Origin of the sequence: Mesobacillus selenatarsenatis SF-1, from assembly GCF_000813125.1 — a bacterium.
GTDB classification, from domain to species: Bacteria; Bacillota; Bacilli; order Bacillales; family Cytobacillaceae; genus Mesobacillus; species Mesobacillus selenatarsenatis.
On record NZ_BASE01000005.1, the window covers coordinates 22,895 to 49,658 of the forward strand.

22 protein-coding genes and 1 other annotated feature are annotated in these 26,764 nt (G+C 43.6%); of the genes, 5 read left to right on the forward strand and 17 right to left on the reverse strand.

Annotated features, from left to right (window positions below; translation table 11 throughout):
* Genes TY49_RS00940 through TY49_RS00955 form a run of 4 tightly spaced genes read right to left on the reverse strand, consistent with a single transcriptional unit; the run spans window position 1 to window position 4,643 of the window.
* Window positions 1-1,041 (reverse strand): type IV pilus twitching motility protein PilT, encoded by a 1,041-nt coding sequence (locus TY49_RS00940; RefSeq protein ID WP_041964031.1) that lies wholly within the window; start codon window positions 1,039-1,041, stop codon window positions 1-3.
* A 13-nt stretch (window positions 1,042-1,054) separates the two neighbouring features.
* Window positions 1,055-2,719, reverse strand: coding sequence for a GspE/PulE family protein (locus tag TY49_RS00945; protein ID WP_041964032.1), 1,665 nt, complete (start codon window positions 2,717-2,719; stop codon window positions 1,055-1,057).
* A 23-nt stretch (window positions 2,720-2,742) separates the two neighbouring features.
* Window positions 2,743-4,068: a VanW family protein gene (locus TY49_RS00950; protein WP_041964033.1), complete on the reverse strand. Its 1,326-nt coding sequence runs from the start codon at window positions 4,066-4,068 to the stop codon at window positions 2,743-2,745.
* A 32-nt stretch (window positions 4,069-4,100) separates the two neighbouring features.
* Window positions 4,101-4,643 carry a hypothetical protein gene (locus TY49_RS00955; RefSeq protein WP_041964034.1) on the reverse strand — a complete coding sequence of 181 codons (543 nt, stop codon included), beginning with the start codon at window positions 4,641-4,643 and terminating at the stop codon, window positions 4,101-4,103.
* 147 nt (window positions 4,644-4,790) lie between these two features.
* Between TY49_RS00955 and TY49_RS00960 the strand changes: the two genes are divergently transcribed.
* The 3 genes from TY49_RS00960 to TY49_RS00970 are packed head-to-tail and all read left to right on the forward strand — an operon-like array spanning window position 4,791 to window position 6,582.
* On the forward strand, window positions 4,791-5,207 hold the full coding sequence (locus tag TY49_RS00960) for a type IV pilus modification PilV family protein (RefSeq protein WP_041964035.1): 417 nt from the start codon (window positions 4,791-4,793) through the stop codon (window positions 5,205-5,207).
* A gap of 4 nt (window positions 5,208-5,211) precedes the next feature.
* A complete protein-coding gene (locus TY49_RS23735) occupies window positions 5,212-5,643 on the forward strand; it encodes a PilW family protein (RefSeq protein WP_052442034.1) in 432 nt (143 codons plus the stop codon).
* A gap of 12 nt (window positions 5,644-5,655) precedes the next feature.
* The gene (locus tag TY49_RS00970; RefSeq protein WP_041964036.1) at window positions 5,656-6,582 is read left to right on the forward strand and encodes a hypothetical protein; all 927 of its coding nucleotides are present in this window, start codon (window positions 5,656-5,658) and stop codon (window positions 6,580-6,582) included.
* A 27-nt stretch (window positions 6,583-6,609) separates the two neighbouring features.
* Here the strand turns inward: TY49_RS00970 and TY49_RS00975 are convergent, their stop codons facing one another.
* From TY49_RS00975 to TY49_RS00985, 3 genes are all read right to left on the reverse strand, one after another.
* Window positions 6,610-8,325 (reverse strand): sensor domain-containing diguanylate cyclase, encoded by a 1,716-nt coding sequence (locus tag TY49_RS00975; protein ID WP_084135336.1) that lies wholly within the window; start codon window positions 8,323-8,325, stop codon window positions 6,610-6,612.
* A gap of 84 nt (window positions 8,326-8,409) precedes the next feature.
* Complete coding sequence (locus tag TY49_RS00980) at window positions 8,410-9,723, reverse strand: bifunctional folylpolyglutamate synthase/dihydrofolate synthase (protein ID WP_041964037.1); 1,314 nt, start codon at window positions 9,721-9,723, stop codon at window positions 8,410-8,412.
* 67 nt (window positions 9,724-9,790) lie between these two features.
* The gene (locus tag TY49_RS00985) at window positions 9,791-12,430 is read right to left on the reverse strand and encodes a valine--tRNA ligase (RefSeq protein WP_041964038.1); all 2,640 of its coding nucleotides are present in this window, start codon (window positions 12,428-12,430) and stop codon (window positions 9,791-9,793) included.
* A 215-nt stretch (window positions 12,431-12,645) separates the two neighbouring features.
* Window positions 12,646-12,889: a binding site (T-box leader), on the reverse strand.
* Between the two features lie 178 nt (window positions 12,890-13,067).
* Between TY49_RS00985 and TY49_RS00995 the strand changes: the two genes are divergently transcribed.
* Window positions 13,068-13,262: a YszA family small membrane protein gene (locus TY49_RS00995; RefSeq protein ID WP_041964040.1), complete on the forward strand. Its 195-nt coding sequence runs from the start codon at window positions 13,068-13,070 to the stop codon at window positions 13,260-13,262.
* An 18-nt stretch (window positions 13,263-13,280) separates the two neighbouring features.
* Here TY49_RS00995 and ysxE read toward each other — a convergent pair whose 3' ends face one another.
* The 8 genes from ysxE to hemA form a co-directional block, all read right to left on the reverse strand.
* Complete coding sequence (gene ysxE / locus TY49_RS01000; RefSeq protein WP_041964041.1) at window positions 13,281-14,318, reverse strand: spore coat protein YsxE; 1,038 nt, start codon at window positions 14,316-14,318, stop codon at window positions 13,281-13,283.
* A 149-nt stretch (window positions 14,319-14,467) separates the two neighbouring features.
* On the reverse strand, window positions 14,468-15,649 hold the full coding sequence (gene spoVID, locus TY49_RS01005; protein ID WP_041964042.1) for a stage VI sporulation protein D: 1,182 nt from the start codon (window positions 15,647-15,649) through the stop codon (window positions 14,468-14,470).
* A 1,008-nt stretch (window positions 15,650-16,657) separates the two neighbouring features.
* Window positions 16,658-17,947 (reverse strand): glutamate-1-semialdehyde 2,1-aminomutase, encoded by a 1,290-nt coding sequence (gene hemL / locus TY49_RS01010; protein WP_041964043.1) that lies wholly within the window; start codon window positions 17,945-17,947, stop codon window positions 16,658-16,660.
* Between the two features lie 57 nt (window positions 17,948-18,004).
* The gene (hemB, locus tag TY49_RS01015; RefSeq protein WP_041964044.1) at window positions 18,005-18,985 is read right to left on the reverse strand and encodes a porphobilinogen synthase; all 981 of its coding nucleotides are present in this window, start codon (window positions 18,983-18,985) and stop codon (window positions 18,005-18,007) included.
* 3 nt (window positions 18,986-18,988) lie between these two features.
* Window positions 18,989-19,765, reverse strand: coding sequence for a uroporphyrinogen-III synthase (locus TY49_RS01020; protein WP_041964045.1), 777 nt, complete (start codon window positions 19,763-19,765; stop codon window positions 18,989-18,991).
* Complete coding sequence (gene hemC / locus TY49_RS01025) at window positions 19,762-20,697, reverse strand: hydroxymethylbilane synthase (protein WP_041964046.1); 936 nt, start codon at window positions 20,695-20,697, stop codon at window positions 19,762-19,764. Before hemC ends, TY49_RS01020 begins: the two co-directional genes overlap by 4 nt.
* A gap of 13 nt (window positions 20,698-20,710) precedes the next feature.
* Window positions 20,711-21,544: a cytochrome C assembly family protein gene (locus TY49_RS01030; RefSeq protein ID WP_041964047.1), complete on the reverse strand. Its 834-nt coding sequence runs from the start codon at window positions 21,542-21,544 to the stop codon at window positions 20,711-20,713.
* A gap of 14 nt (window positions 21,545-21,558) precedes the next feature.
* Entirely contained in the window at window positions 21,559-22,905 is a 1,347-nt protein-coding gene (gene hemA / locus TY49_RS01035; protein WP_041964048.1) for a glutamyl-tRNA reductase, read from the reverse strand.
* A gap of 259 nt (window positions 22,906-23,164) precedes the next feature.
* Here hemA and TY49_RS01040 point away from each other — a divergent pair, with 259 nt between their 5' ends.
* Complete coding sequence (locus tag TY49_RS01040) at window positions 23,165-23,650, forward strand: LiaI-LiaF-like domain-containing protein (RefSeq protein WP_041964049.1); 486 nt, start codon at window positions 23,165-23,167, stop codon at window positions 23,648-23,650.
* Between the two features lie 119 nt (window positions 23,651-23,769).
* Here the strand turns inward: TY49_RS01040 and yihA are convergent, their stop codons facing one another.
* Window positions 23,770-24,354, reverse strand: a complete 585-nt coding sequence (gene yihA, locus TY49_RS01045; protein ID WP_041964050.1) for a ribosome biogenesis GTP-binding protein YihA/YsxC — start codon at window positions 24,352-24,354, stop codon at window positions 23,770-23,772.
* Window positions 24,351-26,678, reverse strand: a complete 2,328-nt coding sequence (gene lon, locus TY49_RS01050) for an endopeptidase La (RefSeq protein ID WP_041964051.1) — start codon at window positions 26,676-26,678, stop codon at window positions 24,351-24,353. The genes yihA and lon overlap by 4 nt, the downstream gene beginning before the upstream one ends.
* Window positions 26,679-26,764: the final 86 nt, after the last annotated feature.

The window sequence follows — 26,764 nt, forward strand, 5'->3', positions numbered from 1 at the left end:
TCAAACCATCTTCTCCAGCAAGTATGGTTCAGCAATTTCCTTAGAGATGATACCTCTCTGGACAAGCTCCTTGATGTCCATCTCAAGTGTATGCATGCCATGAATTCTCGAAGTCTGCATGATACTGATAATTTGATGGATTTTTTCATTCCTGATTAAATTTGCTACGGCCGCATTATTTATCAAAATTTCCGTTGCGTTTCTACGCCCCTTTTTATCCACAGTAGGAAATAGACGCTGGGAAATGACTGAAACAAGGACAGAAGCAAGCTGTATTCGAATCTGCGCCTGCTGTCCCGGCGGAAAAACATCTAGTATTCTATTAATTGTAGCTGGGGCACTTGATGTATGGAGTGTGCCCAGCACAAGATGCCCGGTTTCAGCAGCAGTAATCGCCGTCTGTATCGTATCAAGGTCTCGCAGTTCCCCGACCAGGATGACATCGGGATCCTGTCGGAGGGCCGCGCGTAATCCATTAGCGAAGTTATTCGTATCCAGACCTATTTCACGCTGGTCAATAATGCTGTTTCCATGCTTATGCAAATATTCAATCGGGTCCTCTAAAGTGACAATATGCTTACGCATTGTCGTGTTCATATACTGGATTAATGACGCCAGCGTCGTAGATTTACCGCTTCCGGTCGGTCCTGTCACGAGAACAAGTCCCTGTGGTTTTTCGGCAATTCTTTTAAGGATTTCCGGCAGTTCCAGCTCCTCTAATGTCGGGATTCTTGTAGGAACGATCCTGACTGCCAGGGAAACGCAGCCCCTTTGATGGTAGGCATTTACCCTAAACCTGGAGATGCCTGCTATTCCATACGAAAAGTCTAACTCACCTTTCGACTTGAACAGATCCCAGGAATTTTCGGGAACGATGGATTTTGCCATTGCTTCTATTTCATCTGGTGTAATTGTATCTGTCCCGTATCTTCTTAAGTCCCCATTGATTCTCATTACTGGAGGAATGCCAACAGTTATGTGAATATCTGAAGCCTTAAGTTCAAAGGCTGACCTCAGCAAATGCTCTATTTTTTCTTTCATGTTAACTCCCCGCTTATTCTGTTATGGCTACCCTTAAAACTTCTTCAGTCGTGGTGAGTCCTTGTTTAATCTTCAGCAGTCCGTCATCAATCAGGAAAATCGTTTTATTTCTGACAGCAAATTCCCTTAATACCGTAACTGGCTCTTCATTCATGATCGCTCTGCGAAGTTCATTGTCCACCGCCAGCACCTCATGGATTGCCAATCGGCCTCGATAACCTGTCATATTACAGGAAGAACAGCCTCTTCCCTTCCACACAGTCTCAATTGAAATTCCTCTTTTAGAAAAAATATCTATTTCACGTTTTGTCGGCTCATGAGCCTCTGCGCAGTCCCGGCACACCCTTCTGACGAGCCGCTGGGCGACAACTCCACTTAACGAGGATGCGACAAGGAAAGGTTCGACACCCATGTCCAGCATTCTTGTTACAGAACTCAGTGCGTCATTCGTGTGCATCGTGCTGAGTACCAGGTGTCCCGTTAAAGAAGCTCTCACTGCCACTTCCACTGTCTCTTTATCCCGTATTTCACCAACCATGATGATGTTGGGATCCTGGCGGAGAATGGACCTTAGTCCTGCCGCAAATGTCATGCCAACATTCGGGTTGACCTGGATTTGATTAATTCCCTCAATCTGATATTCTACAGGGTCCTCAATCGTAATGATGTTAACCTCTTCACTATTCAGCTTGTTCAAAGCGGCATAAAGGGTAGAAGATTTCCCTGAACCAGTAGGACCAGTAATTAAAACGATTCCATTAGGTTTTGAGATCATGTTCGTAAATCGATTGAGATTATGCTTGTTGAAACCAAGCTTTTCGATGTCATTCAATGTACTGCCCATATCGAGTATACGCATGACGACCTTTTCACCAAAAACGGTTGGCAAAGTAGAAACACGGAGGTCAATAGGATGAAAATCAAGATTGGCTTTGATTCTTCCATCCTGAGGAGTCCTGTTCTCAGTGATATCAAGATTCGCCATAATCTTGATCCGGGCAATCAACACGTTTTGCATATGCTTCGGCAGCACCCGTTCCACCCTCAGGATTCCGTCAATACGATAGCGGATGACAACCTTCCTTTCCTGTGGGTCGATATGAATATCACTCGCCTTGTTGGCAGAAGCATTGGATAGCAGCTGATTCACCAGCCTGATAACGGGAGAATCAGACTCTGTCAGACTATCTTCCTGCACAGTTTCCATTACCGGGGTGCTGATGCCAATTAAATCATCAAGTCCATCGTTATTATCGTAGTACTTATTAATCGCACGAATGATATCGTCCTTAGTCGCTATCGCCGTTTCTATATGGAAGCCTGTTGACAACCTGAGATCATCCACCGTGAAAAAGTCCATCGGATCCGCCATTGCAACAAATAGCTTTTCCCCTTCTTTTTTCAGAGGAATAACTAAATTACGTTTCGCTGTTTCTTTGGGGATAAGTGTAAAAAGCTTAGTATCAAATGGATAGCGATACAAACTGATATGCGGGATTCCCAGTTGGAACTCGAGAACTTCAATCAGTTGCTGCTCTGTTATAAGCCCTCTTTGCAGGAGTGCATCTCCAAGCTTTTGCCCAGCTGTTTTCTCAGCTAGTGTGGCTTGCAGCTGAGCTTCTGAAAGCAATCCTGTTTCGACTAACAAGTCGCCAAGCCGTCTTCTCATTTGTCTCATATTACTCACTCCTGAACTTTGGCTTACTTTGGTTCTTCATTCGGCTTGCCGAATAGACCGTCCTCTTCTTTGTCAGCTTCTACATTTGTTTCAACTTCACCTTCATCTTCTCCAGGTGAAGTTTCTACTGCGGACTGGCCTGGCTGCGCGTCCGAATCTCCAGTTCCAGGTAAAACTCCTGTATCCTCCCCGATAACAGTGCCAGATTTAGGTTCAGTGGCAACTGTTTTTAAGGGATGGACTTCTATTCGGTGGACGGGAGGATAAAAGTCCTCTGACAATACCTCTGTTTTCAATAATTCTCCCTTTTGAGAATAGGTTTCACGAACCAGCTTCACTATTACACCAGGGCTTCCTTCCACTTTTACGGATTTTTGTCCTACATTTAATAGTGGAGAGAATTGCTTGATCGTCCTCGGTCTAAATTCCTGCTTGTCCAAAGTTTGAATACTGTATTTGTATAAGAATGGCTCTCCTTTAACCGAAACTTCCAGATCTGGGCTATTCCAGTTGAATACAATTGTATAAGTGGAAGTATTAGGGTTATAAACACTGAAATCCATTCTCTTATTAAATTGAACTTTTGCTTCAAAACCCGGTTCAATATTCTCTGTAAGCTCCCTGCTTATATGCCTCTCCGATATATGAAAGTTCGTGGGCAGGATGGCCTGATAGATTGCAGTGGCTATTTGGCTGTAGGTATGGTCCAATAGCTCAGGTAATTCACTTTCCTTTACAAGAGATGCCAGCGAGAACTGTGACTCAGGTTCCAGCTCGATTGTCGGGAAGATTTTTATAAAACTCAACAACTCTTCATTATTATCATCCAATTTTATAGATATAGATGAAACTTCTATTGATTCTTCTTGGGGGAGATACCGGTCCAACTTGATGACAATATTCTCATTTAATCCTTGAATAGCTTCCGCCAAATCCTTTTCCAGCACTTCCAAGTTCAAACGGTTATCGATTGTGTCAGGCAAAACTCCATTTAAAGATTTCATCTCAACAAAGAGTTCATTCTGTTGTCCATCAATTGCAGAGCTAACCGTCTGGTCTGTTAAAAAGATGAAACTTCCCGCCTTAACCGAGTAGGCTTGTTCTTTATAAATCATTGCCACTTTCGCATTGGAAGACCATTCGTTCCAACGTGCTTCCAACAAAACTCTGGCTTCTTCTTTTGTTTTGTTTGATACATCGATCGTCCCGATGAAAGTATGATCCGAAAATATAGATTCCACACCTTTTTGGGAGCTCAAGGCTGAAGCACCAAAATAAGTGAAACTGTATGTAAATAATGAAAAAACAATGACAATCAACGAGACTTTTATTATTTGGCGTTTTTTCACATATATTCCCCTTAAAAAAAGATTGTATTGTACTAAGAATGCTGGTTTTCGTAGGCTGCATCGTCAACTTCTTCTTTTGGAGCTTCAAAGTTCAGCACAGGGATTGCCTCTAATTTCTCTAATTCAAACTCACGATCGTTTCTTGCTTCCAAGAATGAGATATCCTCTATCATTCTTATTTCTTCCTCTTTTGAGGAAACAGCCTTTTCGAGATGTCTCTCATTCAAAGCTAGATTGAAGTTTTCATCTTTATCAATCGATTTTGGTAAAACATGATGATCGTCCAACTTCGATAAATCACCTGAATCCATCACCCTTGATATTGTCTCTTCGGATTCAAGATTTGCTGTTGCCCTGCTGATTATTACGTAGCCTGCCGAAAAACCCAATAATACCATAACCAGTAGTGACTGCCAGGGTGAGGCAATCAAGCTAAAAGCCAATCCCAAAGAACCAACTACAGGAGCGGTGACAGCAATTAACTTTTTCTGCCTTTTTTCCAGGCCAAATGGAATGATGTAAATGAGTACAGCGCTAAAAACTGTAGATAGAAAAAGAAGTAACAGGCTTATCATTGTCTCACTCCATGCTTCGTTGTATTCTTTACTTTTTTTATACATAAAACAGCAATATATCAAACTATTATCTGTAAATACGACAAAATTCTCTCTCTTCTATTGTATAATAAAATTAATAGATTTAATAGACGGAGGAGCAATGACTTGGGCAGAAAGTTGGATGACCAAAAAGGAATCACTTTGCTGGAAGTGTTGCTGTCAATTGTACTTCTAGTTATAGTTCTTACATCTTTTGCTGGTTTTTTCACACAATCAGCACTGTTTGTGAAGAAAAATGAAGACAAGATCAGTACAACCCAGACCGCTCAGCAAATTGTGAATTTAATAGAAGTGAAGCTTACAAGGGATATACTGAGCACCAGCACTGAATGTCCAAGTCTTCCATGTAACCTTGATGAAGACAAATTATCAGGCCTATTGGGCCGTTCATTCGGCAGTTCCCAAAAGATTTTCGCTGAATTCAGTAAGGGTACAGAAGGATTAATTGCCGTGGAAGTGTCTGTACAAGATACCAACAACCCCGAAAGTAACTCAAGAACTTTTACATATATAAGAAGGTGATATCTTGAAAGACGAACGTGGACTCACATTATACGAACTGCTCGCTGCGATTTCGATCTTAATGGTCGCTTCTGCTCTCATATATGGAGTTTTCTTTAGCTTTAATAAAAACTATAATCAAATCTCGGCTAAAAATAATATGGACCAGACAGCGAACGTGATCATCGCAACTATCAAGCAATATCATTTAAAATACGATGAATATATCATTGACTACAATGCTTCGGCTCAGTCTGCACACATCGGGGTAACAGACAGCGAACAAATACTTGGTGATGCCAGATACTCACTACAAATCAAAGCCGGTTTTCCAGAACCAGAATCATTTTCTGAAAAAAAAATGATTTATTCGGATACTCCTCTATCAATCCATTTACTCCTTAAGGATAAAACCGGACAAACCTATGAAATGGAAACAATTATCAAAAGATATTAGGAGGGGCTCGTGATGAAAAATGAAAAAGGCTATGCACTTGTCCTGGTTTTGCTGATAATCACCATCACCTTCACCTTCGCCATATCATTGAGTGGAATGGCCCTTTCAGCTCGCAAGCAGTTCAACAAGACAGATGAGATCAATCGAGCCACAGACCTAGCTGAGATGGGAGTCGCTCATTATGATGCGCTCTTGAATAACTTCGTCAAGGAAGCCCTTTCAGAAACTGAAGATGCCATCCAAAAAGCTGAAGAAGAGGCCAAGAATAAAAACCATGCACCCCCAATCCCTGATTTCGACCAGTTATTTAAGTCCACCATGGTTTCAAAGGCGTCCGGAGTTGGAAAAATTGTCAAAAACATCAAAGAAAGCAATACTTACCAAGTTGATTTAACAGGCATATCAGGAAAAACCCAATCAGGGGCTCTGATCGTCGCCTTCATGAGCACTGGATCTACCGAAAACGAATCAAAAACCATTACTGGCAGTATAACAATCCTTAAACAGCGCCAAAGTCAATTCTCGGCTGGTGCTAAAGCACCGCTGCCACAAGAATTTGACCAAATCATCTCTACTCCCTTGACATTGAATAAAGCTCGGACATACGGTACATCCACTTATTTTGCAGAAGAAATCACATGGAACGGCGGGAACAATAAACCATTCATTGTGAGCGGAAGTGCCTTTTTCAATGACAAACTGACGATTAACGGCAGTTCAAGGATTAAAATCCTCGGAGATGCCATTTTTAAAGTCAAATTATCGGAGAAAGAAAAGTCCTATTCATTTTGCATCTCTGGCACGCCTTATCTGGTGGATCAGGAAGGCAACCTTGAAGTTTATGAAAACTTTCCTGCAGGAAGAGCTGAAACATGCCAGCTTTCTGAAAATGGCCAATGGGCAATCGATCCAGACGAAGGTGTCAAAGTACAATACTAAAAGGCTGATCCCTTGGGATCAGCCTTTTCACTTAACATATTCCGCAACCCGATTCCGCCCTGATCGCTTCGCACCAACATATAAAGCTCTGTCTGCATGTCTGATCAATGCGAGTGAATCTTCGGCGTCCTGCGGGGCAGTGGCTACGCCGATTGATGCGGTGATATTTACGTCAAGCTGCTTTCCTTCGTCATCCATCGATTGCATTAGTGTAAACGGATTATCCGCAATCAACAGCCTGATTTGTTCCGCAAGTTTAAGAGCATCGCCTTTCATCATGTCTGGAAGCAGAATCACGAACTCTTCCCCACCATAGCGGGCAACCGAGCCAATATTTCCGATTCGCTTGCTTAGCCGTTCACCGAGTTCGATTAAAATCTCATTACCACTTTGGTGTCCGTAAGTATCATTAACGGATTTGAAGTGGTCGATGTCGAGCAGGATTAAGGATAGGAGGTCCCTTTCGCCTTTTTGTAATTTTCCGAATTCTAATGACAACATGTTTTCAAAATAGCGATAATTGTATAGTCCTGTTAATGCACAGCGTTCACTATTTTCCTTCGTTTTTTCATGGTGCCTTGCATTTTCCACCGCAACCGCAAAATAGGAACATAGGATGTCGATAATCATCAGCTGCGATTTTTCGAATGCTCTTTTTTTGTTTGCGGCCAGGACAAGTACACCAATGACCTGGTTGTTTCGAACGATCGGTACACCGAGGATACTTTCTGCACCTGCCGGAATATAGCCTGAATTAATATGCTTCCATTGTTTTTTCGAATGGAAAAGAACAGGCTTTTTCTCTGCCCATACAAGCCCGCTTATTCCTCTACCTTTTTCAAGAGGCTCGGCAACCGGATCCAGGACTTCCCCGAATTCCACTTTATGAATGAGTTTTAATTCTTTGTCTTCTTCCACATCCAAAATGTAAGCATAGTCAACCGGCAGCATCTCAATCACTTTTTGAACAAAGAGGTCAAGAACATCATCCGACTTCAGCCTTTCAGCGAGCTGGTGGCCAATCTCTGCGGCACTTTGCAAAAAGTGGTTTACCTTGCCGCTTGAATAATAAAGACTGAGAATGATAGATAGACTCGCGAAAGGAATCCCGACGAACAATAATGAATAGATCCCCATCTCACTTTGGTATAGTTCAAAAAGTATAAAGCCGATAGGGAAAGTGATCAAAGTCGTGACGGTTTCCCAGATGAAATCCTTTCCGAAATATGGTCCCTTCAGTTTTAGGACGACTGCTTGCAGTAATATCAGGAATAATGTATTAACTCCGTAATTACTAATGCCATATACTGTTCCAAGGATGTACGTATATGGATCGTCCGTCAAATGATCGCCATGTGTTCCTCCCAGTGTGTAAAATATCAATCCACTCACTAATGATACGATGAAGAACATTAATGAGTTCAGAGGAAATCTGTATATATCAGACTTTTGTACGCGAAGTCGCATTAAAAGGATCAGCACGGAAATTTGCATCAAGACCATTTCTACAAATATACCGTATGTCAGGAATACAGCGAGCGATACCCATTGAATCAGAAAAATTGGCGTATTGTTGACTACCATTGGCATGGAAGCCACGACAGACATCAATAAGAGGAAGGTAAATACTTCCCACAATGAAATATCACCAGGAGGCGGATAGACTTGATAGGTCAGCCAGAGTCCAACCGGGACGATCAGTAACCAGCTGAACCAAATTGATTTTTTCACAATTGAAGTCATTTTTATCAACCGCCTCCTTCCTAGGTAAAAAGTCACACTTTTTCTAATAGTTTAGCAAACTTTCTATACAATGTCATAATTTTCTTATTTATTTTTCAACACGTTCATGATAAAGGGCTTTGCTTCTGATAAAAAGTAAAGAGAGCCTGTAACAATTAGAATTTCATCTTTGTTCAATTCATTTATTTTCTTATCGAGATAGCTTCTATAATCAACTGCGATGTTTTTATTCCCGCTGTTACTGCCAACTTCCATTAGTTCTTCCACGGAAGCTGCACGCGGAAAGTCAAATGTTGTGAAAGTCAGTTGGTCGGCAGCTTCTTCAAGAGTCGCAATCATCTTGTCCAATTTCTTGTCTTTTAGAGCCGCAAAAAGGATGCTAATCTTTTTATCGGCATATCGAGAATTTATTTCACGTGCCAGCGCATTTATTCCCTCTTCGTTATGCGCGCCATCGATCAGGACTAAAGGATTTTCACTTAAAATCTCAAGCCGGCCAGGCCAGTATGCTTGAGTCAGGCCTTCCCTTATATGCTCTTCATCAATCATAAAGGAATAGTAGTTTGCAAGGACCTGGCTAGCCATTACTGCACAGGCAGCATTGTCTACCTGATGAGAACCGATCATCGATGTTTCCAGCTTCTGAATCTGGCCGAACATGCTGGAAAATGAAAACTGTTCTCCCCGTTTTAAAGACTCTCTTGAACTTGTTGAAAATTCATCCCCAAGATGGTACAGCGGAGACTTCCCTTCAATCGCTTTTTTTCTAATGACATTCAGTGCTTCAGGCTGCTTCACTCCCGTAATTACACTTACACCATTCTTGATGATACCTGCCTTTTCAAAAGCTATTTCTTCATATGTATCACCAAGGATCGCCGTGTGATCCAGGCCAATGCTGGTGATGATCGATAGCAGCGGATGAATGACATTGGTTGAATCGAATCGGCCGCCAAGACCTACCTCATAAATGGCCACATCAACAGGGGTCATCTTCGCAAAGTAATATAAAGACATCGCTGTGATGACTTCAAATTCGGTCGGTCCGCCCAGTTCAGTTTGGTCCAATTCATCGGCAAGAGGCTTGATCACATTTGTCAGTTCAATCAGTTCCTGATCATTGATAGGCTGGCCATTGATGCTGATTCTTTCATTAAATTGCTCAAAGTATGGTGATGTAAAAGTTCCAACTCTATATCCTGCCGATTGCAGGATTGAACGAAGAAAGGTGACTGTGGAGCCTTTTCCATTCGTTCCGCCGATGTGGATAGTTTTAATCCTTCTTTCAGGATGGTCCAGTCTTTCTAGCATCCATTCCATTCTTGAAAGTCCTGGTTTAATTCCAAGTCTTAGTCTTGCATGGATCCAATCAATTGCCTGTTCATATGTATCAAACATGTAACACACCTCAATTCAAGATGAAGACGAACCAATACTGGTTCGCCTTCAAATTTTTGATATTTAATTAGTTTCTCAATTCGTTAATGCGTGCTTCGACTGCTGCACGTTTTTCCAGGTAGTCTTTTTCCTTTGCGCGTTCTTCGTCAATGACTTTCTCAGGAGCTTTCTTGACAAAGCCTTCGTTTGCCAGCTTCTTCTGGACGCGTTCTACCTCTTTATCAAGCTTCTCTTTTTCCTTTTGAAGACGGGCGATTTCCTCGTCGATGTTGATCAGGCCTTCAAGCGGCATGATGATTTCGAGTCCTGTAGCGACTGCTGTCATTGCTTTTTCAGGAGCGTTGACTTCAAGCCCGATTTCAAGGTTCTCTGGATTACAGAATCGAACGATATAGCCACGGTTATTTTCAAGCATACTTAATGTCTTTTCATCCTTCGTCTTCAGGAACATATCAACCTTCTTGCTAAGTGGCGTGTTCACTTCGGAGCGTATGTTTCGTACAGAACGGATGACTTCAACAAGAAGCTTCATATCGTCTGCTGCCTCTTTATCAGTCAGAGCCGGGTCAACCTTCGGCCAGCTTGCAACCGTAATGGACTCCCCTTCATGAGGAAGGTTCTGCCAGATTTCTTCCGTAATGAATGGCATGAATGGGTGAAGCAGGCGCATCGTGTTGTCAAGAACGTATGCAAGGATGGATCTTGTCGTCTTCTTAGCTGCTTCATCTTCGCCGTAGAGCGGAAGCTTCGCCATTTCAATATACCAGTCACAGAAATCATCCCAGATGAAGTTGTATAGCGCTCGGCCAACCTCACCAAACTCATAACGGTCTGAAAGTCTTGTAACAGTTTCGATCGTTTCATTCAGCCTTGTCAAAATCCACTTATCTGCAACAGATTTCTCGCCGCTCAAATCGATTTCTTCGTACTTCATGCCGTTCATGTTCATTAAGGCAAAACGTGATGCATTCCAGATTTTATTGGCAAAATTCCAGGTCGCTTCAACCTTTTCCGTACTGTAGCGAAGGTCCTGCCCCGGTGAGCTTCCAGTTGTCAGGAAGTAGCGGAGTGAGTCAGCACCGTACTGGTCGATGACATCCATCGGATCAACACCATTTCCTAGTGACTTACTCATCTTACGGCCATCTTCTGCACGAACGAGTCCGTGGATCAGTACATCCTTGAATGGTCTCTGGCCAGTGAACTCAAGGCCCTGGAAGATCATCCTTGATACCCAGAAAGCGATGATATCATAACCAGTTACAAGGGCGTCGGTTGGATAGTAGCGCTTAAAATCTGCAGCCTCCTCATTAGGCCAGCCCATTGTTGAGAAAGGCCATAGTGCTGAGCTAAACCATGTATCAAGAACGTCGTTGTCCTGTTCCCAATTTTCAGCGTCAGCCGGCGGCTCGTGGTCAACGTATACCTCGCCTGTTTCTTTATGGTACCAGGCAGGAATTCGGTGGCCCCACCATAGCTGGCGGGAAATACACCAGTCACGGATGTTTTCCATCCAGCGCATATAGGTGTTTTCGAAGCGCTCAGGTACGAAATTAACCTTCTCTTCTTTGCTCTGCAGGGCGATTGCTTCATCAGCTAGCGGCTGCATTTTAACGAACCATTGAGTTGAAAGATACGGCTCGACTACAGCTCCGCTTCGCTCAGAGTGTCCCACTGAGTGCATATGCTCTTCAATCTTAAACAGTATGCCTTCTTCCTGAAGATCTTTGACTATTTGCTTGCGGCACTCGAAACGGTCCATACCCTGGTACTTGCCAGCTTTGGCGTTCATAGAGCCATCTTCGTTCATGACAAGAACTCTTTCAAGATTATGGCGGTTTCCGATTTCAAAGTCGTTAGGGTCATGTGCAGGAGTGATTTTAACCGCTCCAGATCCGAATTCCATATCAACATAATCGTCGCCGACAATCGGAATCTCACGGCCAACGATTGGCAGGATTACGGTCTTGCCAATCAAATGCTTGTAGCGGTCATCTTCTGGATGAACAGCAACCGCCGTATCGCCAAGCATCGTTTCCGGTCTTGTTGTTGCGATTTCGATGTGGCCGCTTCCGTCTGCCAGAGGATATCTCATGTGGTAGAAAGCACCCTGGATGTCTTTATGGATAACCTCAATGTCAGATAAAGCTGTTTTTGCTGCAGGGTCCCAGTTGATGATATATTCACCGCGGTAAATGAGGCCTTTGCGATATAGGGTAACAAATACTTCTTTAACTGCATCTGACAGCCCTTCATCCAATGTGAAGCGTTCGCGGCTGTAGTCAAGTCCCAGTCCAAGCTTTGACCATTGCTGGCGGATATGCTGTGCGTATTCCTCTTTCCATTTCCATGATTCCTCAAGGAACTTTTCGCGACCCAGTTCATAGCGGTTGATGCCCTGGCTGCGAAGTTTTTCGTCAACCTTTGCCTGTGTCGCAATGCCCGCATGGTCCATTCCCGGAAGCCATAGAACATCGTATCCCTGCATCCGCTTCATGCGTGTAAGGATATCCTGAAGCGCTGTATCCCATGCATGGCCCAGATGCAGCTTCCCAGTTACGTTTGGCGGCGGAATGACGATTGTATAAGGCTTTTTCGTTTCATCGTTTTTCGCTTCGAAAAACTTCCCATTGATCCACCATTCATAGCGTCCTTGCTCAATCGAAGACGGATCGTATTTAGTCGGCATTGACAAATTCTCTTCCATCAGTTTTTCCTCCATTCAAATGCATTTCCTTGAATTAGAAAAGCGCAAGCGCCTTGTTCAGCCCCGACAAGCGCTGGAGGGCCGACCAGTGAAGTCGTTCTTTGACTTCATTGGGCGGACCGAAGCGACTCGAGGGGTTAGGCGCTGGAGCTAGACAATTCTCAAAGTGAAAATTTATACTTTCTTATCTTAAAATAAAAAAACTCCATTCGCCTTAAAAGGACGAATGGAGTATGTTCGCGGTACCACCTTTTTTCCCAGCAACGGTAAAAACACCTCAGTTGCTGGCTCAAATCTGGATAACGGCTTTTCACCGTCGCCTGTTACTGGGGATATATCCGTTCCCAGGCGATGCTCAAGGGCGACCTTCCATGGTTCCTGCTTAGAAGTCCTCTCAGCTACTGGACTCCCTCTCTTCAAGCTGGCTTCTCATGTACTCTTCCCTGTCAAAGCTTTACTTTATAGTGTTTTTGTATATTAGTTATACTACCCAAAAAAGGGGATTGACGTCAATCATCATTTCCTACTTTTTATTATTTTATACTTTTTCCGCCTTCATGTGCGAACAATAAGCACTTTTTGGGCCTTTCATTCATAGAATGAAAAAAGGGATACCTGATTGTTTGGAGGGATGGCGATGAAGAGACGTAGGTATAATCCTTATACACTCCCGAGGTGGGCGAGGACAGCGCGTGCAGTATGTGCTCAGCTTATTATTCCTTTTTGCGTGTTCCAGGGGATTCGCACACTTTTCTTTCCGACGACATTTGATGTCTTCCTGTTATCGATATTCATCATGATTGCACTGGCAATCAAATTCGAAATTATTTAAGGAGCCAAAGAGCATTTTTCAGCTCTGGGCTCCTTCTTGTTTTGCCTGTTGCTTTTGCCTCTCCAGTTCGTCTATCTTGGTTACTACATAACCCGTGTTGCTCAAGAGCCAGTACTGGCGCTGCAGCTTTTGGACAAACTTCCTCTCATCCACTTCAACCCTACGCTGATGGTACAATTCCGCGACACGGATAATACCTGAAGGAAAAGCAAGATAGCTCATGAATAACTGCATTTCATCCTCACGGAACGGAAAATACTTCAGATAGACATAAATCCAATCGATGATTTCGTCTCCATATTTCGGCTGTGTCTTCAACGCCCTTGCTAAAAAGGGCAGCAAATCCTGAATCGGCGACCCCTGTCGCGCCTTCTCAAAATTTATGAAATAACCATATCCTCTTTCGTCGAACAGGAAGTGTTCAGGAGAAACTTTACCGTGAAGAGTAACAGTCCGCGTTTTCTTTTGCTCCTTCGTTTTTTCATTCCAAGTCTCAAGTTTTTGCTTCGCGAACTGGATTGCTTGACTGATTTGAATGTAATACAGACAGAATGTCAGTTCAAACGGGGACATATATACTCTGTTCTCACAGCTTTCAAGGAATCCATTTATGAATTCTTCTTCCTTTTCCCATTCTTTTATCGTCTTTTCGTAATGCTCTTGCTTAACTTCATTGCTGATTTCCATTTCCTTTACTGACAATGTATGCATCCTCGCTAGTTCCCTGAACAACTGCTGGTGTCTTTGTGTTTGGTCCTCTCTAGTCTCATTCTGCATCCAGGGCATTAAATAATACAGCGACTTATTATGCAGAACTGCATATCGTCCGTCATTCGCCGGATAGACTGGAACAATCCTGTTATAGCCTTTTTGATAAAGGTGCTGGATATGCTTGATAAAATCCGTCCCCTCATACGGGTGGATTTTTTTCAAAGCGAAGGTCCCTGACTTCGTATAGACTTTTTTTACTTTGCCAAAATCCTCTGCAAAGTACGGATCGATAGGGTATTGTTTTAACACTGAAGAATCTTCTTTTAAAAAATTGCGATCATCCATCGAATCTCGCCTACTTTCCGTGCTTCATATGAATGAACAAAGCTGGGCAGGTGTTAGACACCTGCCCTTGCTAAAAGCTATAGCAATCCCAGCCAGCAGCCAAGCCAGCCCTGACAACCAGCCTCCCCTTGGACAAGGACATGTAAATGTTAGGTATTGTGAACAGCTACTCCAGGAACATAGAGCACCTGGCCTTCATGGACCTCATGGTCAATACTCAGGTGATTCACCCGCAGAAGCTGCTGGACTGGCACATCATAGCGTTCAGAGATCGACTGAAGTGAGTCGCCTTGCTGGACAATGCACACTCTGATTTTGGCAACTTCTGTTTCTTCTTCCTTCCTCGCCAAAAATTCGGCGATTGAAATGCCTTGCTTCATGTTCGGCTTTTTCTTTTTTAATACTGGAGAAGACGAGCTCTCCGGAGATTCCTCCATTTCAGCAGGCACATTTTCTGCCTCTGGCTGGTCTTCAATCTCCAGTTCAACTTCAACTTCTTCTTCCTGCTCAACTTCGACCTCTGCAACAGGCTCCGGCTCGCCTCTGAAGTCACTTAAAGCATATTCCGGAACTGGTTGGTGTTCTCTTTGCTCCTGCAGTTCTGGTTCAGTTAATTCTTCGGCATCTGCCTCTTTCCTTGCTTCTGCCCTGAATGGAGCATACAATTCTTCCTCATAGGAATATTGCTCTTCTTGATTTAATGTTTCATTTTGCTGAACAAATGAATAGGCAGGAGCTTCCGGGAAGTCTGGTTCAGCACTATCTTCTGTGTTATGGCTTCCTGTTTCTGCGTATGCTGCTTCAACCTCTGCATCAACTTCCTCAGTAGCCTCCTCACGGTAACTGACTTCCAGTTCCTCCACTTCTTCGCTGTCAGTCTCCTGATCAGCTTCATGCTGTTGTTCGCCGTATAAGCCAGTGATGGCAAGATCAGCGGTCAGCTTCAGGCGGTCTTTTTCCGGAAAAACATAATCGAATCCTTCTACCTGAATATCAATGTCATAAATACTTTCAATCCGGTTTTTAGGGATTGTGATATCCACCGGGAAACGGTGAAGGAATTCATTGACCCCTTCTTCCCTCTCCATGACAGAATGAACGTACTTAAGAGCAGAGAGTTGTTCCTCATCATTCTCTTGCTGTTGTTCGTGGCATGTATATTCCCCAGTCAACTCCAGCGATCCGCGAATGGATACGTATTGTTCATTATCCTGGATGGTTATGTTCGGATCGAGTGAAATCGAGACAAGCTCCGCGACTTCCTGTCCTCTTTGAAACCACACTGACTCTTCTAATGAAAATCGCAGGCACGATTGATTCCCCTGAGACAAAGCGACTCCTCCTTTCATTCCTTAAACGTAAAATCACTATGTCATTAACACTTTATGAGTCTATATTTACTTTTATGATAATTTAGAACATAAAAAGGAGCGGTATATAGATGCACAGATTGATAAAAGACATCTGTATGAAGTAATTACTTTTAGAAAACAAATCTAGAGTGACTTCAGACAAATCTGCTTGTAAATGACGGGAATTTGTCCGAACCTGGGGCTTCTTCGGACATTTCCTCTTGTCTATGACGGTATTTTGGCTGAACCTGGGGCTACTTCAGACAAATCTTCTTGCAAATGACAGGAATTTGGCCGAACCTGTGGGTACTTCAGACATTTCCTCGTGTCTATGCCGGTATTTTGGCTGAACCCAAGGCTACTTCAGACAAATCTTCTTGCAAATGACAGGAATTTGGCCGAACCTGAGGCAACTTCGGACATTTCCTCGTGTCTATGACGGTATTTTGGCTGAACCTGGGGCTACTTCGGACAAATCTGCTTGTAAATGACAGGAATTTGGGTGAACTAGGGGTACTTCGGACATTTCTTCCTGACTATGACGGTGTTTTGGCTGAACCTGGGACTACTTCGGACATTTCCTCGTGACTGTGGCGGTGTTTTGTCTGAACCTGGGGCTACTTCAGACAAATCTGCTTGTAAATGACAGGAATTTGGCCGAACCTGGGGCTTCTTCGGACAATTCCTCGTGACTATTACGATGTTTTGGCTGAACTTGGAGGTACTTCAGACATTTCCTCCCGACTATGACAGGAATTTGGCCGAACCTGTGGGTACTTCAGACATTTCCTCGTGTCTATGACGGTATTTTGGCTGAACCCAAGGCTACTTCAGACAAATCTGCTGAAGGCATCGGGGTCTTGTCCGAACGTAAGGCACTTCACACAAGTACCAATACGCACTAACTTGTCCTGTTTCCGCAACCAATAATCTTAGTTACCAAAAACAAAAAAACACTCCCCAAAACGGAGAGTGCGACACCAATTATTAACTCTGCAGCTTCGCAAATGCTTTCTCAGCTGCTTCAATTGTTTTTTGCAGATCTTCATCTGTGTGTGCTGTTGATAGGAATAACCCTTCAAACTGTGATGGAGGCAGGAATACTCCTTCGTTCGCCATTTCACGGTAGTAGGCTGCAAAGAATTCTAGATTCGATTGTTTGGCGACTTCATAGTTGATGACATTTTCATTTGTGAAGAAGATGCCAATCATTGATCCTGCGCGGTTGATTGTGTGAGGGATCCCGTATTTCTCAGCCGCTGCCTTCAGACCTTTTTCAAGAATATCAGCTTTTCGCTCAAACTCTTTGTATGATTCCGGTGTTAGCTGCTTCAATGTTTCCAGGCCAGCTGTCATCGCCAGCGGGTTGCCTGATAGCGTTCCCGCCTGGTAAATCGGACCGCTTGGAGCGATTTGTTCCATGATCTCTCTTTTACCCCCGTATGCGCCTACTGGAAGTCCTCCGCCTATTACCTTGCCAAGGCAAGTAAGGTCAGGAGTTACATTGTAATATCCCTGCGCACAGTTATACCCTACGCGGAAGCCTGTCATGACTTCATCAAAGATCAAGACACTGCCATACTGTGTAGTAATTTCGCGCAAGCCTTCAAGGAAACCTTCTACTGGTGGCACTACACCCATATTCCCGGCTACTGGTTCGACGATGACGCCGGCAATATCATCACCATACTGTTCGAATGCGTAACGGAGGCTCTCAAGATCGTTGTAAGGGACCGTAATCGTGTTCTTAGCAACTCCCTCAGGAACACCTGGGCTGTCAGGCAATCCAAGCGTGGCGACGCCTGAACCTGCTTTTATAAGCAATGAGTCACCATGTCCATGGTAGCAGCCTTCAAATTTAAGGATTTTGCTTCTGCCTGTATACCCTCGAGCAAGGCGCAAGGCACTCATCGTTGCCTCAGTTCCCGAAGATACCATTCTTACCATCTCAATTGATGGCACACGGTCAATGACCAATTGTGCAAGCTCGTTCTCGACAACTGTCGGCGCACCAAAGCTTGTCCCAAGTTCAGCTACCTTCTTGATTCCCTCAACGACCTTCTCGTTTGTGTGGCCTAGGATCAGCGGTCCCCATGATAATACATAGTCAATATATTCATTGCCATCGATATCATAGATTTTTGAACCCTTCCCTTTTTCCATGAAGAACGGATCCATATTGACTGACTTGAATGCGCGGACGGGGCTGTTTACTCCTCCAGGCAATAGTTCTTTTGCTTCTTTAAAAGCTGCAATCGATTTATCATATGAGCGCATATTATCCCTCATTTCTATTTGATTGGCTCTGTAGAAAAGCAGAGCCTTTTTCAATCCTTACAGTTCTTTAAGCCAGCGTGCTGCATCCTTCGCATGGTAGGTGATGATCAGGTCAGACCCAGCGCGCTTCATACCTGTCAGCATTTCCATGACGATGCTCTTTTCGTCAACCCAGCCGTTTTGGGCTGCTGCTTTGACCATTGAGTACTCACCGCTGACATTATAGATGACAACAGGCAGGTTGAAGTTGTTTTTCACATCGCGGACGATGTCCAGGTATGGCATGCCCGGTTTTACGATCAGGAAGTCTGCGCCTTCCATGACATCTGACTCTGCTTCGCGCATAGCTTCGATGCGGTTTGCTGGATCCATCTGATAGGATTTGCGGTCACCGAACTGCGGCGTGCTTTCTGCTGCTTCGCGGAATGGACCGTAAAATGCTGACGAATATTTAACCGCATAGGACATAATTGGTACATCATGGAACCCTGCTTCATCCAAAGCAAAACGAATCGCTGTAACAAATCCGTCCATCATGTTTGATGGAGCAATGATATCAGCGCCTGCTTGTGCCTGGCTGACAGCCGTCTTTCCTAATAGTTCAAGAGAAGGGTCGTTAAGTACTTTGCCATCCTCAATTACGCCGCAGTGGCCATGGCTTGTATATTCACAAAGGCAAGTATCGGCGATGACAACCAAATCAGGAAAATCTTTTTTGATGACGCGGATTGCTTCCTGCAAAATTCCATGGTCATGATACGCCTGACAGCCTACTTCATCTTTTTCGTTCGGAACACCGAAAAGCAGCACAGATTTAATGCCCAGAGATTCCACTTCAGTGATTTCTTCTTTTAGATTATCAAGGGATAATTGATAGACTCCTGGCATTGAAGAAACTTCTTTTTTTACATTTTCTCCTTCAACGACAAAAAGCGGATAGATCAAGTCTTCAGTGCGAAGATAGTTTTCTCGTACAAGCGCGCGCATATTCGCTGTCTGACGAAGACGGCGGTGGCGGCTGAATTCAAGGTGTTTCATGGATTACCCTCCAATATTTATAAACTTGGCAATGCTTTTCAGCATTTCTTCAACAGTGTACTTTTCAGGCACGGCATGGACATTCAATCTCCATTGCTCTGCCTTCCTTTTTGAGACAGGACCGATGCAGGCAACGATGCAATGCTCAAGCTTGCCTCTTAAATTTTGTTCTTCTACGATTTTCATAAAATGATCAATCGTAGAAGGGCTTGTAAAAGTAAGTATATCAAGACTTTCTTCGGTTAGCATCTTAACGAGCTTGCCCCTGCTTTCTTCAGGCAGGTAAGTTTCATAGATGATGATTTCTTCAACGATCGCTCCCTTTTCCTTCAAAGCGGCTGAGATATAATCCCTGGCCAGGTTCCCTTTTGGAATCAGGATTCTGTCCCCCTGATTAACATGAGGGAGGAACTCCTCAATGAATCCTTCGGCAACATATTCTGCCGGAACGAAGTCTACATTTTCTCCCATATCTTCCAGGATTTCTTTCGTTTTTTCGCCAATCACGGCTATTTTCGGCAGAAGAGTCCGACCCTTTTTGATAAAAGAATAGAATGTTTCCACAGTCACATTGCTCGTAAAAATGATCCAATCGTAGTTATGTAAATTTGCAAGTGTATTATGTAGTTTTTTTGAAGCTGTAACCGGCTGAAAGGCAATAAGAGGGATTTCCACGGGAATCCCTCCATTTCTTTTAACCAAATCGGAGAAAGACTTCGCGTGAGCCTTCCCCCTTGGAATCATGACTGTTTTATTTTGCAGCGAATGCGCTGGAATCATTCACTATCAAGCTCCTGTTTTACCTTGTCGATCAAGTCTTTCGCTCCCTGACTGATCAGCTTCTCAGCAGCTAGCTCTCCCAGCTCCTCAGGATTTGTGCCTGTAACCTGCTCCTTGAAGATTGTCTTTCCATCCGGCGAGCCGACTAGGACAGTGAGCACGATTTCTTCCTTGTCATTGAGATTTGCATACCCTGCAATCGGCACCTGGCAGCCGCCTTCCATCTTGTGAAGGAAAGCTCTTTCGGCTCTTACTGTAGCACTTGTTTCAGCGCAAGTGAATTTTTCAAGCAGCTGTAGAAGCTCTTCGTCATCGCCGCGGCACTCAATCGAAAGTGCTCCCTGGCCGACAGCAGGGACACAAATATCCTCATCTATGAACTCGGTTACTGTATCACTAGCCCATCCCATGCGCTTCAAACCGGCAGCAGCAAGGATAATACCATCATAGTCTTCAGTTTCAAGTTTAGCGATCCGTGTATCAATATTTCCGCGTATCCACTTCATTTCAAGATCAGGACGCTGAGCCAAAAGCTGCGCGCTCCTGCGAAGGCTGCTTGTTCCGATTACTGAGCCCGGTTTTAATTCTTTAAAAGGTATATGATCGTTGGAAATAAGCACATCACGGTGATCTTCTCTCTCTGGGATAGACCCGATGACAAGCCCCTCTGGAAGTACTGCAGGCATATCCTTCATGCTATGGACAGCCATATCAATTTCTTTGTCGAGCATAGCCTGTTCGATTTCTTTTACGAAAAGACCTTTTCCTCCGACCTTTGATAAAGTCACATCAAGGATTTTGTCTCCTTTTGTGACGATTTCCTTTACTTCAAACTCAAAAGGAGCACCTAATTTCTTCAGCTGCTCAATTACCCAATTTGTTTGTGTCAATGCTAGCTTACTCCGTCTGGAGCCAACGATAATTTTTCTCATGACAGCCTCCTAATTATTGATACCAAAAATGGAAAGACGATAATTTTCCGAAAAGGAAAAAATTAATTAATACAATCAGGAACGATGCAACATTCCATAGGGCAAGTGATCTTCCATACATTTCTTTTCCAACCCTTAAATAAAGGTAAATGCTATATACTGCGAGTACGATGAATGAACCTATCAACTTGGCATCATACCAGGCAAGGTCAGGTACTTTTATCCATGCCCATTGAAGACCGAGGATGAGGCTCAGGATCAGCATCGGCACTCCGATGACATTCAATATGTATGACCAATAATCAAGTTTCGTTAAATCCGTGATCCTCCATAACAGCTTACCCCACTTTTTCCGCTTTAAAAGGTCATATTGAATGAGATAAAGAAGCGAAAAGACCACTGAGATAGAGAATGCCCCATATGACAGGATCGCCATGGTGATATGGATGAGCAAAAGCTCTGATATCAGCTGCTCGGACATGACATTGGAGTCATACTGCACCGGTGCAAAAGTATGGATCGCCATAATTATGAATCCAAGGATATTTGTAAAAAAGACAATAAAATCTACTTTTAATAGTTTATTGATCGCCAGCGACAGCGTTACCAGTACCCACGCATAAAAGTAAAGCCCTTCAAAGAGGGTCAGGACTGGGAAACGGCCTTTGTCGACCATGTAATATAACAGGAAAATTGTCTGGAATACCCAAACAAATGCAAGTAACCAGAAAGCAACTTTGTTTGCCCTCCGGTTACTGTTAAGAAAATCGATAAAGTATAAGAGCACGCTTGCCGCATAAATCACAATGGTTATTTCATGGAGACGTGTAATATAAAGATCACCCATGGACACTACCTCTCTTACGGCTGAAAAGAAGCCTGAGGCGAAGGAACTTTTACCTGCTTGGTTTCAGCCGTTTTCATTCCTTCTTGTTCAGCGACGAGCTGTTCAATATTGAAAATCTTCACGAATAGATTCAGTGCTTCATCTGCATCAGGCCCATCCGCAAGCTCTTTCGCCTGCAAAATTGGATCCTTCAGGAGCTGGTTGATGATGCTCTTTGTATGCTTGTTAAGGACTTTAATATCACGATCAGATAGATGAGGCAGTTTCCGTTCGATACTGTTCATCGTTTCTTGCTGGATTGATAGGGCTTTGACCCTCAAAGCAGAAATGACCGGTACAACACCAAGTGTATTCAGCCACTGTTTGAATTGGACAATCTCACCTTCAATCATGATAAGAATCTTCTCTGCTGCCTTCTGTCGTTCCTGCAGATTAGCTTCAACAATGCCCTCTAGATCATCGATATCATAAAGGAATACATTTTCCAGAGTCGCAATTTCCGGATCAAGATCACGGGGAACAGCGATATCCACCATGAATAATGGTTTTCCTTTTCGCTTTTGTTCGACCTTTGCCATCATATCCTTTGTGACGACAAAGTCCTTCGCACCTGTTGAACTGATAAGGATATCTGCATCCACCAGCGCAGTCTGGAGTTCATCCAAAGTTTTGGCCATGCCGGAAAAACGATTAGCCAAATCTTCAGCTTTCTGGTAAGTCCGGTTGATGACCGTTACCTTCTTTGCACCATTTGCATGAAGGTTCTGGATCGCCAGCTCGCCCATCTTGCCTGCACCAAGAATCAGCACATGCTTTTGATCAAGAGAGCCGAAAATCTTCTTGGCAAGTTCAACAGCTGCGTAGCTGACAGAAACAGCGTTCGCACCGATATCTGTTTCGGAATGGCCACGCTTGGCAATAGTGACTGCCTGCTTAAATAACTGGTTGAAGACCGTTCCAGTAGTGTTCTTTTCAAGGCCAAGCATGAAGCTTGAACGCACTTGCCCAAGGATTTGTGTTTCACCCAGCACCATGGAGTTCAAGCCGCAAGAAACCTTGAATAAATGTTCAATTGCCCCATCTTGTTCGTAAATGAACAGGAACGGCGTAAATTCTGCCTGAGGGATCCCGAACCATTCAGATAAAAACTCTTTGATATAATATCTGCCTGTGTGAAGCTGGTCCACGACAGCATATATTTCTGTACGGTTGCAAGTTGATACGATGACATTCTCAAGGATGCTCTTCTTTTCCTGAAGGGCACTCATCGCTTCACCAAGGTTTCCCTCGTTGAATGTCAATCTTTCGCGGATTTCGACAGGGGCAGTTTTATAGTTTAGTCCGACAACGATAATATGCATTATTAATTGACACCCCCAACATAGAAATTGCATAATTGGCTAAAGCAATTATACATGAAGTTTTTTTCCTTTTAACGTTGTAAATGTGAACAACTGTTGAAAAAACATATATATAATAGCATTAAATAAATTGAACTATTTTTCCCGTCTGTTTGTTATACTTTTATACTATATCAAAAGCAAATAAACATACTCCCTAATGTACCTTATCAAAGTTTGTCCCTTAATTCAAGTGAGCCTTTCTGGAAGTGGTGAAAGAATGAAAAATCAGAGAATTATACCAGGAATGATATTAATCGGATTTGGAATCTATTTTTATCTTCAGCAGGAAAATGTTTCGTTGTTCAATGAATTTTATACGTGGCCGACACTCTTGATCATTGTCGGGGCTGCCTTTTTAGTTCAAGGATACTGGGGCAAGGATTATGAAGCCATCTTTCCTGGTGTGATCCTCGTTGGCTTCGGTGTCCACTTTCATGTGGTCAATAGATTCGACCTATGGCCCGATCACCTTGGTGCATTTATTTTAATCATTGCTCTCGGCTTCTTGCTCCGCTATCAAAAAACAGGCAATGGCTTGTTTCATGGAGTCCTCTTTCTCATATTAGCAGGGTTGCTTCTGTTTTATGACAGAATCACTGGATGGCTTGGTTTATTGGAAAATGGAGTCGCGACGGCATGGAGATTTTGGCCGGCAGCATTGATCCTTATTGGTGTTTACCTGTTATTCATTAAAAAGAAATAACAAAACTGGCCAGGCGCAGGAGCGAGACACTAATCTTGGTTCAAAGAGTAAATACTTAATAAAGTATTAAGAAACCCGCACCGTGATTGTCAACGGTGCGGGTTTCTTATTATAAACGATTATTTCATGAAACTTCCTAATACTGACCAGGCTTTGTCTTTCCCTTCTCCTGTTTCTGATGAGAAAAGAATGATCGTGTCGTTCGGGTCTAAATCAAGGGTTTCTTTTGTAATCTTTAAATGCTTTTGCCACTTTGACTTTGGAATTTTATCCGCTTTAGTTGCGATAATGATGACCGGAATCTCGTAATGTTTGAGGAAATCATACATCATCACATCGTCTTTTGAAGGCGGGTGCCTCAGGTCAACGATCAGCAGCATCGCCTTCAATTGTTCGCGTGAGGTAATATAAGTTTCAATCATCTTGCCCCAGGCTTCACGTTCGGATTTTGAAACTTTAGCGTAACCGTAACCCGGAACATCTACAAAATGAAGCATTTCATTGATCAGGTAAAAATTCAAAGTCTGAGTCTTTCCTGGCTTCGAGGATGTCCTGGCAAGGCTTTTCCGGTTAAGCATTTTATTGATAAAAGAAGATTTACCAACATTCGATCGGCCAGCAAGGGCGAATTCCGGCAGATTACTTTCCGGATATTGATTCGGCCTTACGGCACTGATCACGATTTCTGCACTATTTACTTTCATTGAGAATCACCGCTGGCGAGAGCGTGTTTCAATACTTCATCTAAATGAGAAACTAACACAAATTCAAGCTCCTTACGTACACTTTCTGGAATATCATCAATATCTTTTTCATTATCTTTTGGACAAATAACCTTGGTTAGGCCTGCTCTGTGGGCGCTCAGAGATTTCTCTTTGAGACCGCCAATTGGCAATACGCGTCCTCTAAGCGTTATTTCTCCGGTCATTCCGACTTCCCTGCGGATCGGTTTTCCTGACAAAGCGGATACAAGTGCAGTTGCAATCGTAATACCCGCTGAAGGACCATCTTTCGGTACAGCACCCTCAGGAACATGGATATGGATATCATTCTTCTCATGAAAGTCCGGATCAATGTCCAGATCCTTTGCCTTTGAACGCACATAGCTGAAGGCAGCCTGGGCAGATTCCTTCATGACATCCCCAAGCTTACCAGTAAGGACGAGCTTGCCTTTTCCCGGTGACAGGGAAACTTCAATTTGGAGGGTATCGCCACCGACTGTTGTATAAGCGAGACCAGTGGCAACGCCTATCTGGTCTTCCAACTCAGCCTGCCCATACCTGAACTTAGTCTTTCCAAGGAAGTCCTCGACGTTCTTATCACTAACGATTACACGTTTTTTCTCTCCAGAAACAACGATTTTCGCTGTTTTCCTGCAGATGGATGCAAGCTGCCTCTCGAGGGAGCGCACACCAGATTCCCGTGTATAATAACGAATTACCTTCGTAATCGCTTCATCCTTCATCTGAAGCTGTGATTTTGACAGACCATGGTCCTTGATTTGTCTTGGAAGGAGATGGTCCTTGGCAATGTGCAGCTTTTCCTGCTCAGTATAGCCTGCAATATTGATGATTTCCATTCTGTCGAGCAACGGGCCAGGTACAGTTGAAAGATTATTGGCTGTAGCGATGAACATTACTTTTGAAAGGTCATATGGCTCTTCAATGTAATGATCGCTGAAATTATGGTTTTGTTCGGGATCGAGCACCTCTAGCATCGCAGAAGAAGGATCTCCGCGGAAATCATTTGACATTTTATCGATCTCATCAAGTAGGAAAACAGGGTTAATCGTTCCTGCCTTTTTCATCCCCTGGATGACTCTTCCCGGCATAGCACCGACATAAGTCCTTCTGTGGCCGCGAATTTCTGACTCATCACGGACACCGCCTAAAGACACCCTTACAAAGTTACGGTTCAGGGATTTAGCGATCGACCTGGCCAAGCTCGTTTTACCGACTCCCGGAGGTCCAGCCAGACACAGGATTGGTCCTTTTAATGAGTTCGTAAGCTTCTGGACCGCAAGATACTCAAGAACTCTTTCCTTAACTTTTTCCAGTCCGTAATGGTCCTTATCAAGGATCTTTTCGGCTTTGCTGATATCAAGATCATCCTCTGTCGACTTTGACCACGGCAAAGCAACAAGCCATTCAATATAATTCCGGATCACTGCGCTTTCTGCAGAAGTAGTCGGCACTTTCTCGTAACGGTCGAGTTCCTTCAAAGCAGTTTCCTTCACATTTTCAGGCATTCCAGCAAGCTCGATTTTTTCAGTAAGCTCAGCAATTTCTCCTGTCTTTCCTTCCTTCTCTCCAAGCTCCTTCTGGATGGCCTTCATCTGTTCACGCAAATAATATTCTTTCTGAGTTCGCTCCATGGAACGCTTTACACGCTGTCCGATCTTTTTCTCGAGGCCCAGCACTTCTTTTTCATTATGGATGATTTCAATTACACGATTCATCCGGTCTTTGATGTCAATCGTCTCGAGAATTTCCTGCTTCTCTTTAAGCTTTAGCGGTAGATGGGAAGCGATGATATCAGCCATCCTGCCCGGCTCTTCAATATCAGAAACAGATGCATACGTTTCCGCAGAAATTTTCTTGGACATTTTTATGTATTGTTCGAAATACTCAAGCATTGTCCTCATTAATGCTTCATCTTCGACATCCTTTGATTCATCATCTTCAAAGGTTCTTACTTTACAGGAATAATGGTCATTCTCATCAAAAAGTTCAATGATTTCAGCTCTGGACAATCCTTCAACCAACACGCGGATCGTTCCGTTCGGAAGCTTCAGCATTTGTTTGACGCGAGTCAAAGTACCCATCTGGTACAAATCCTCCTCGCCTGGTTCATCTATGGATATATCCTTTTGGGTTGTAAGATAGATTAAATGGTCATCCACCATTGCCTTCTCCAATGCCTGTACCGATTTTTCTCGTCCTACATCCAAATGCAGAACCATCGTCGGGTACACAAGCAAACCGCGCAGCGGCAGAAGTGGGACAGTGTGCTCATTCTTATTCGCCATGACATTGCACCTCCAACATGCATTGTATCAAACCATAAGTATAATAATACTTTGTTGTTCAATTCTATCGTATTTATTTTCAAGTG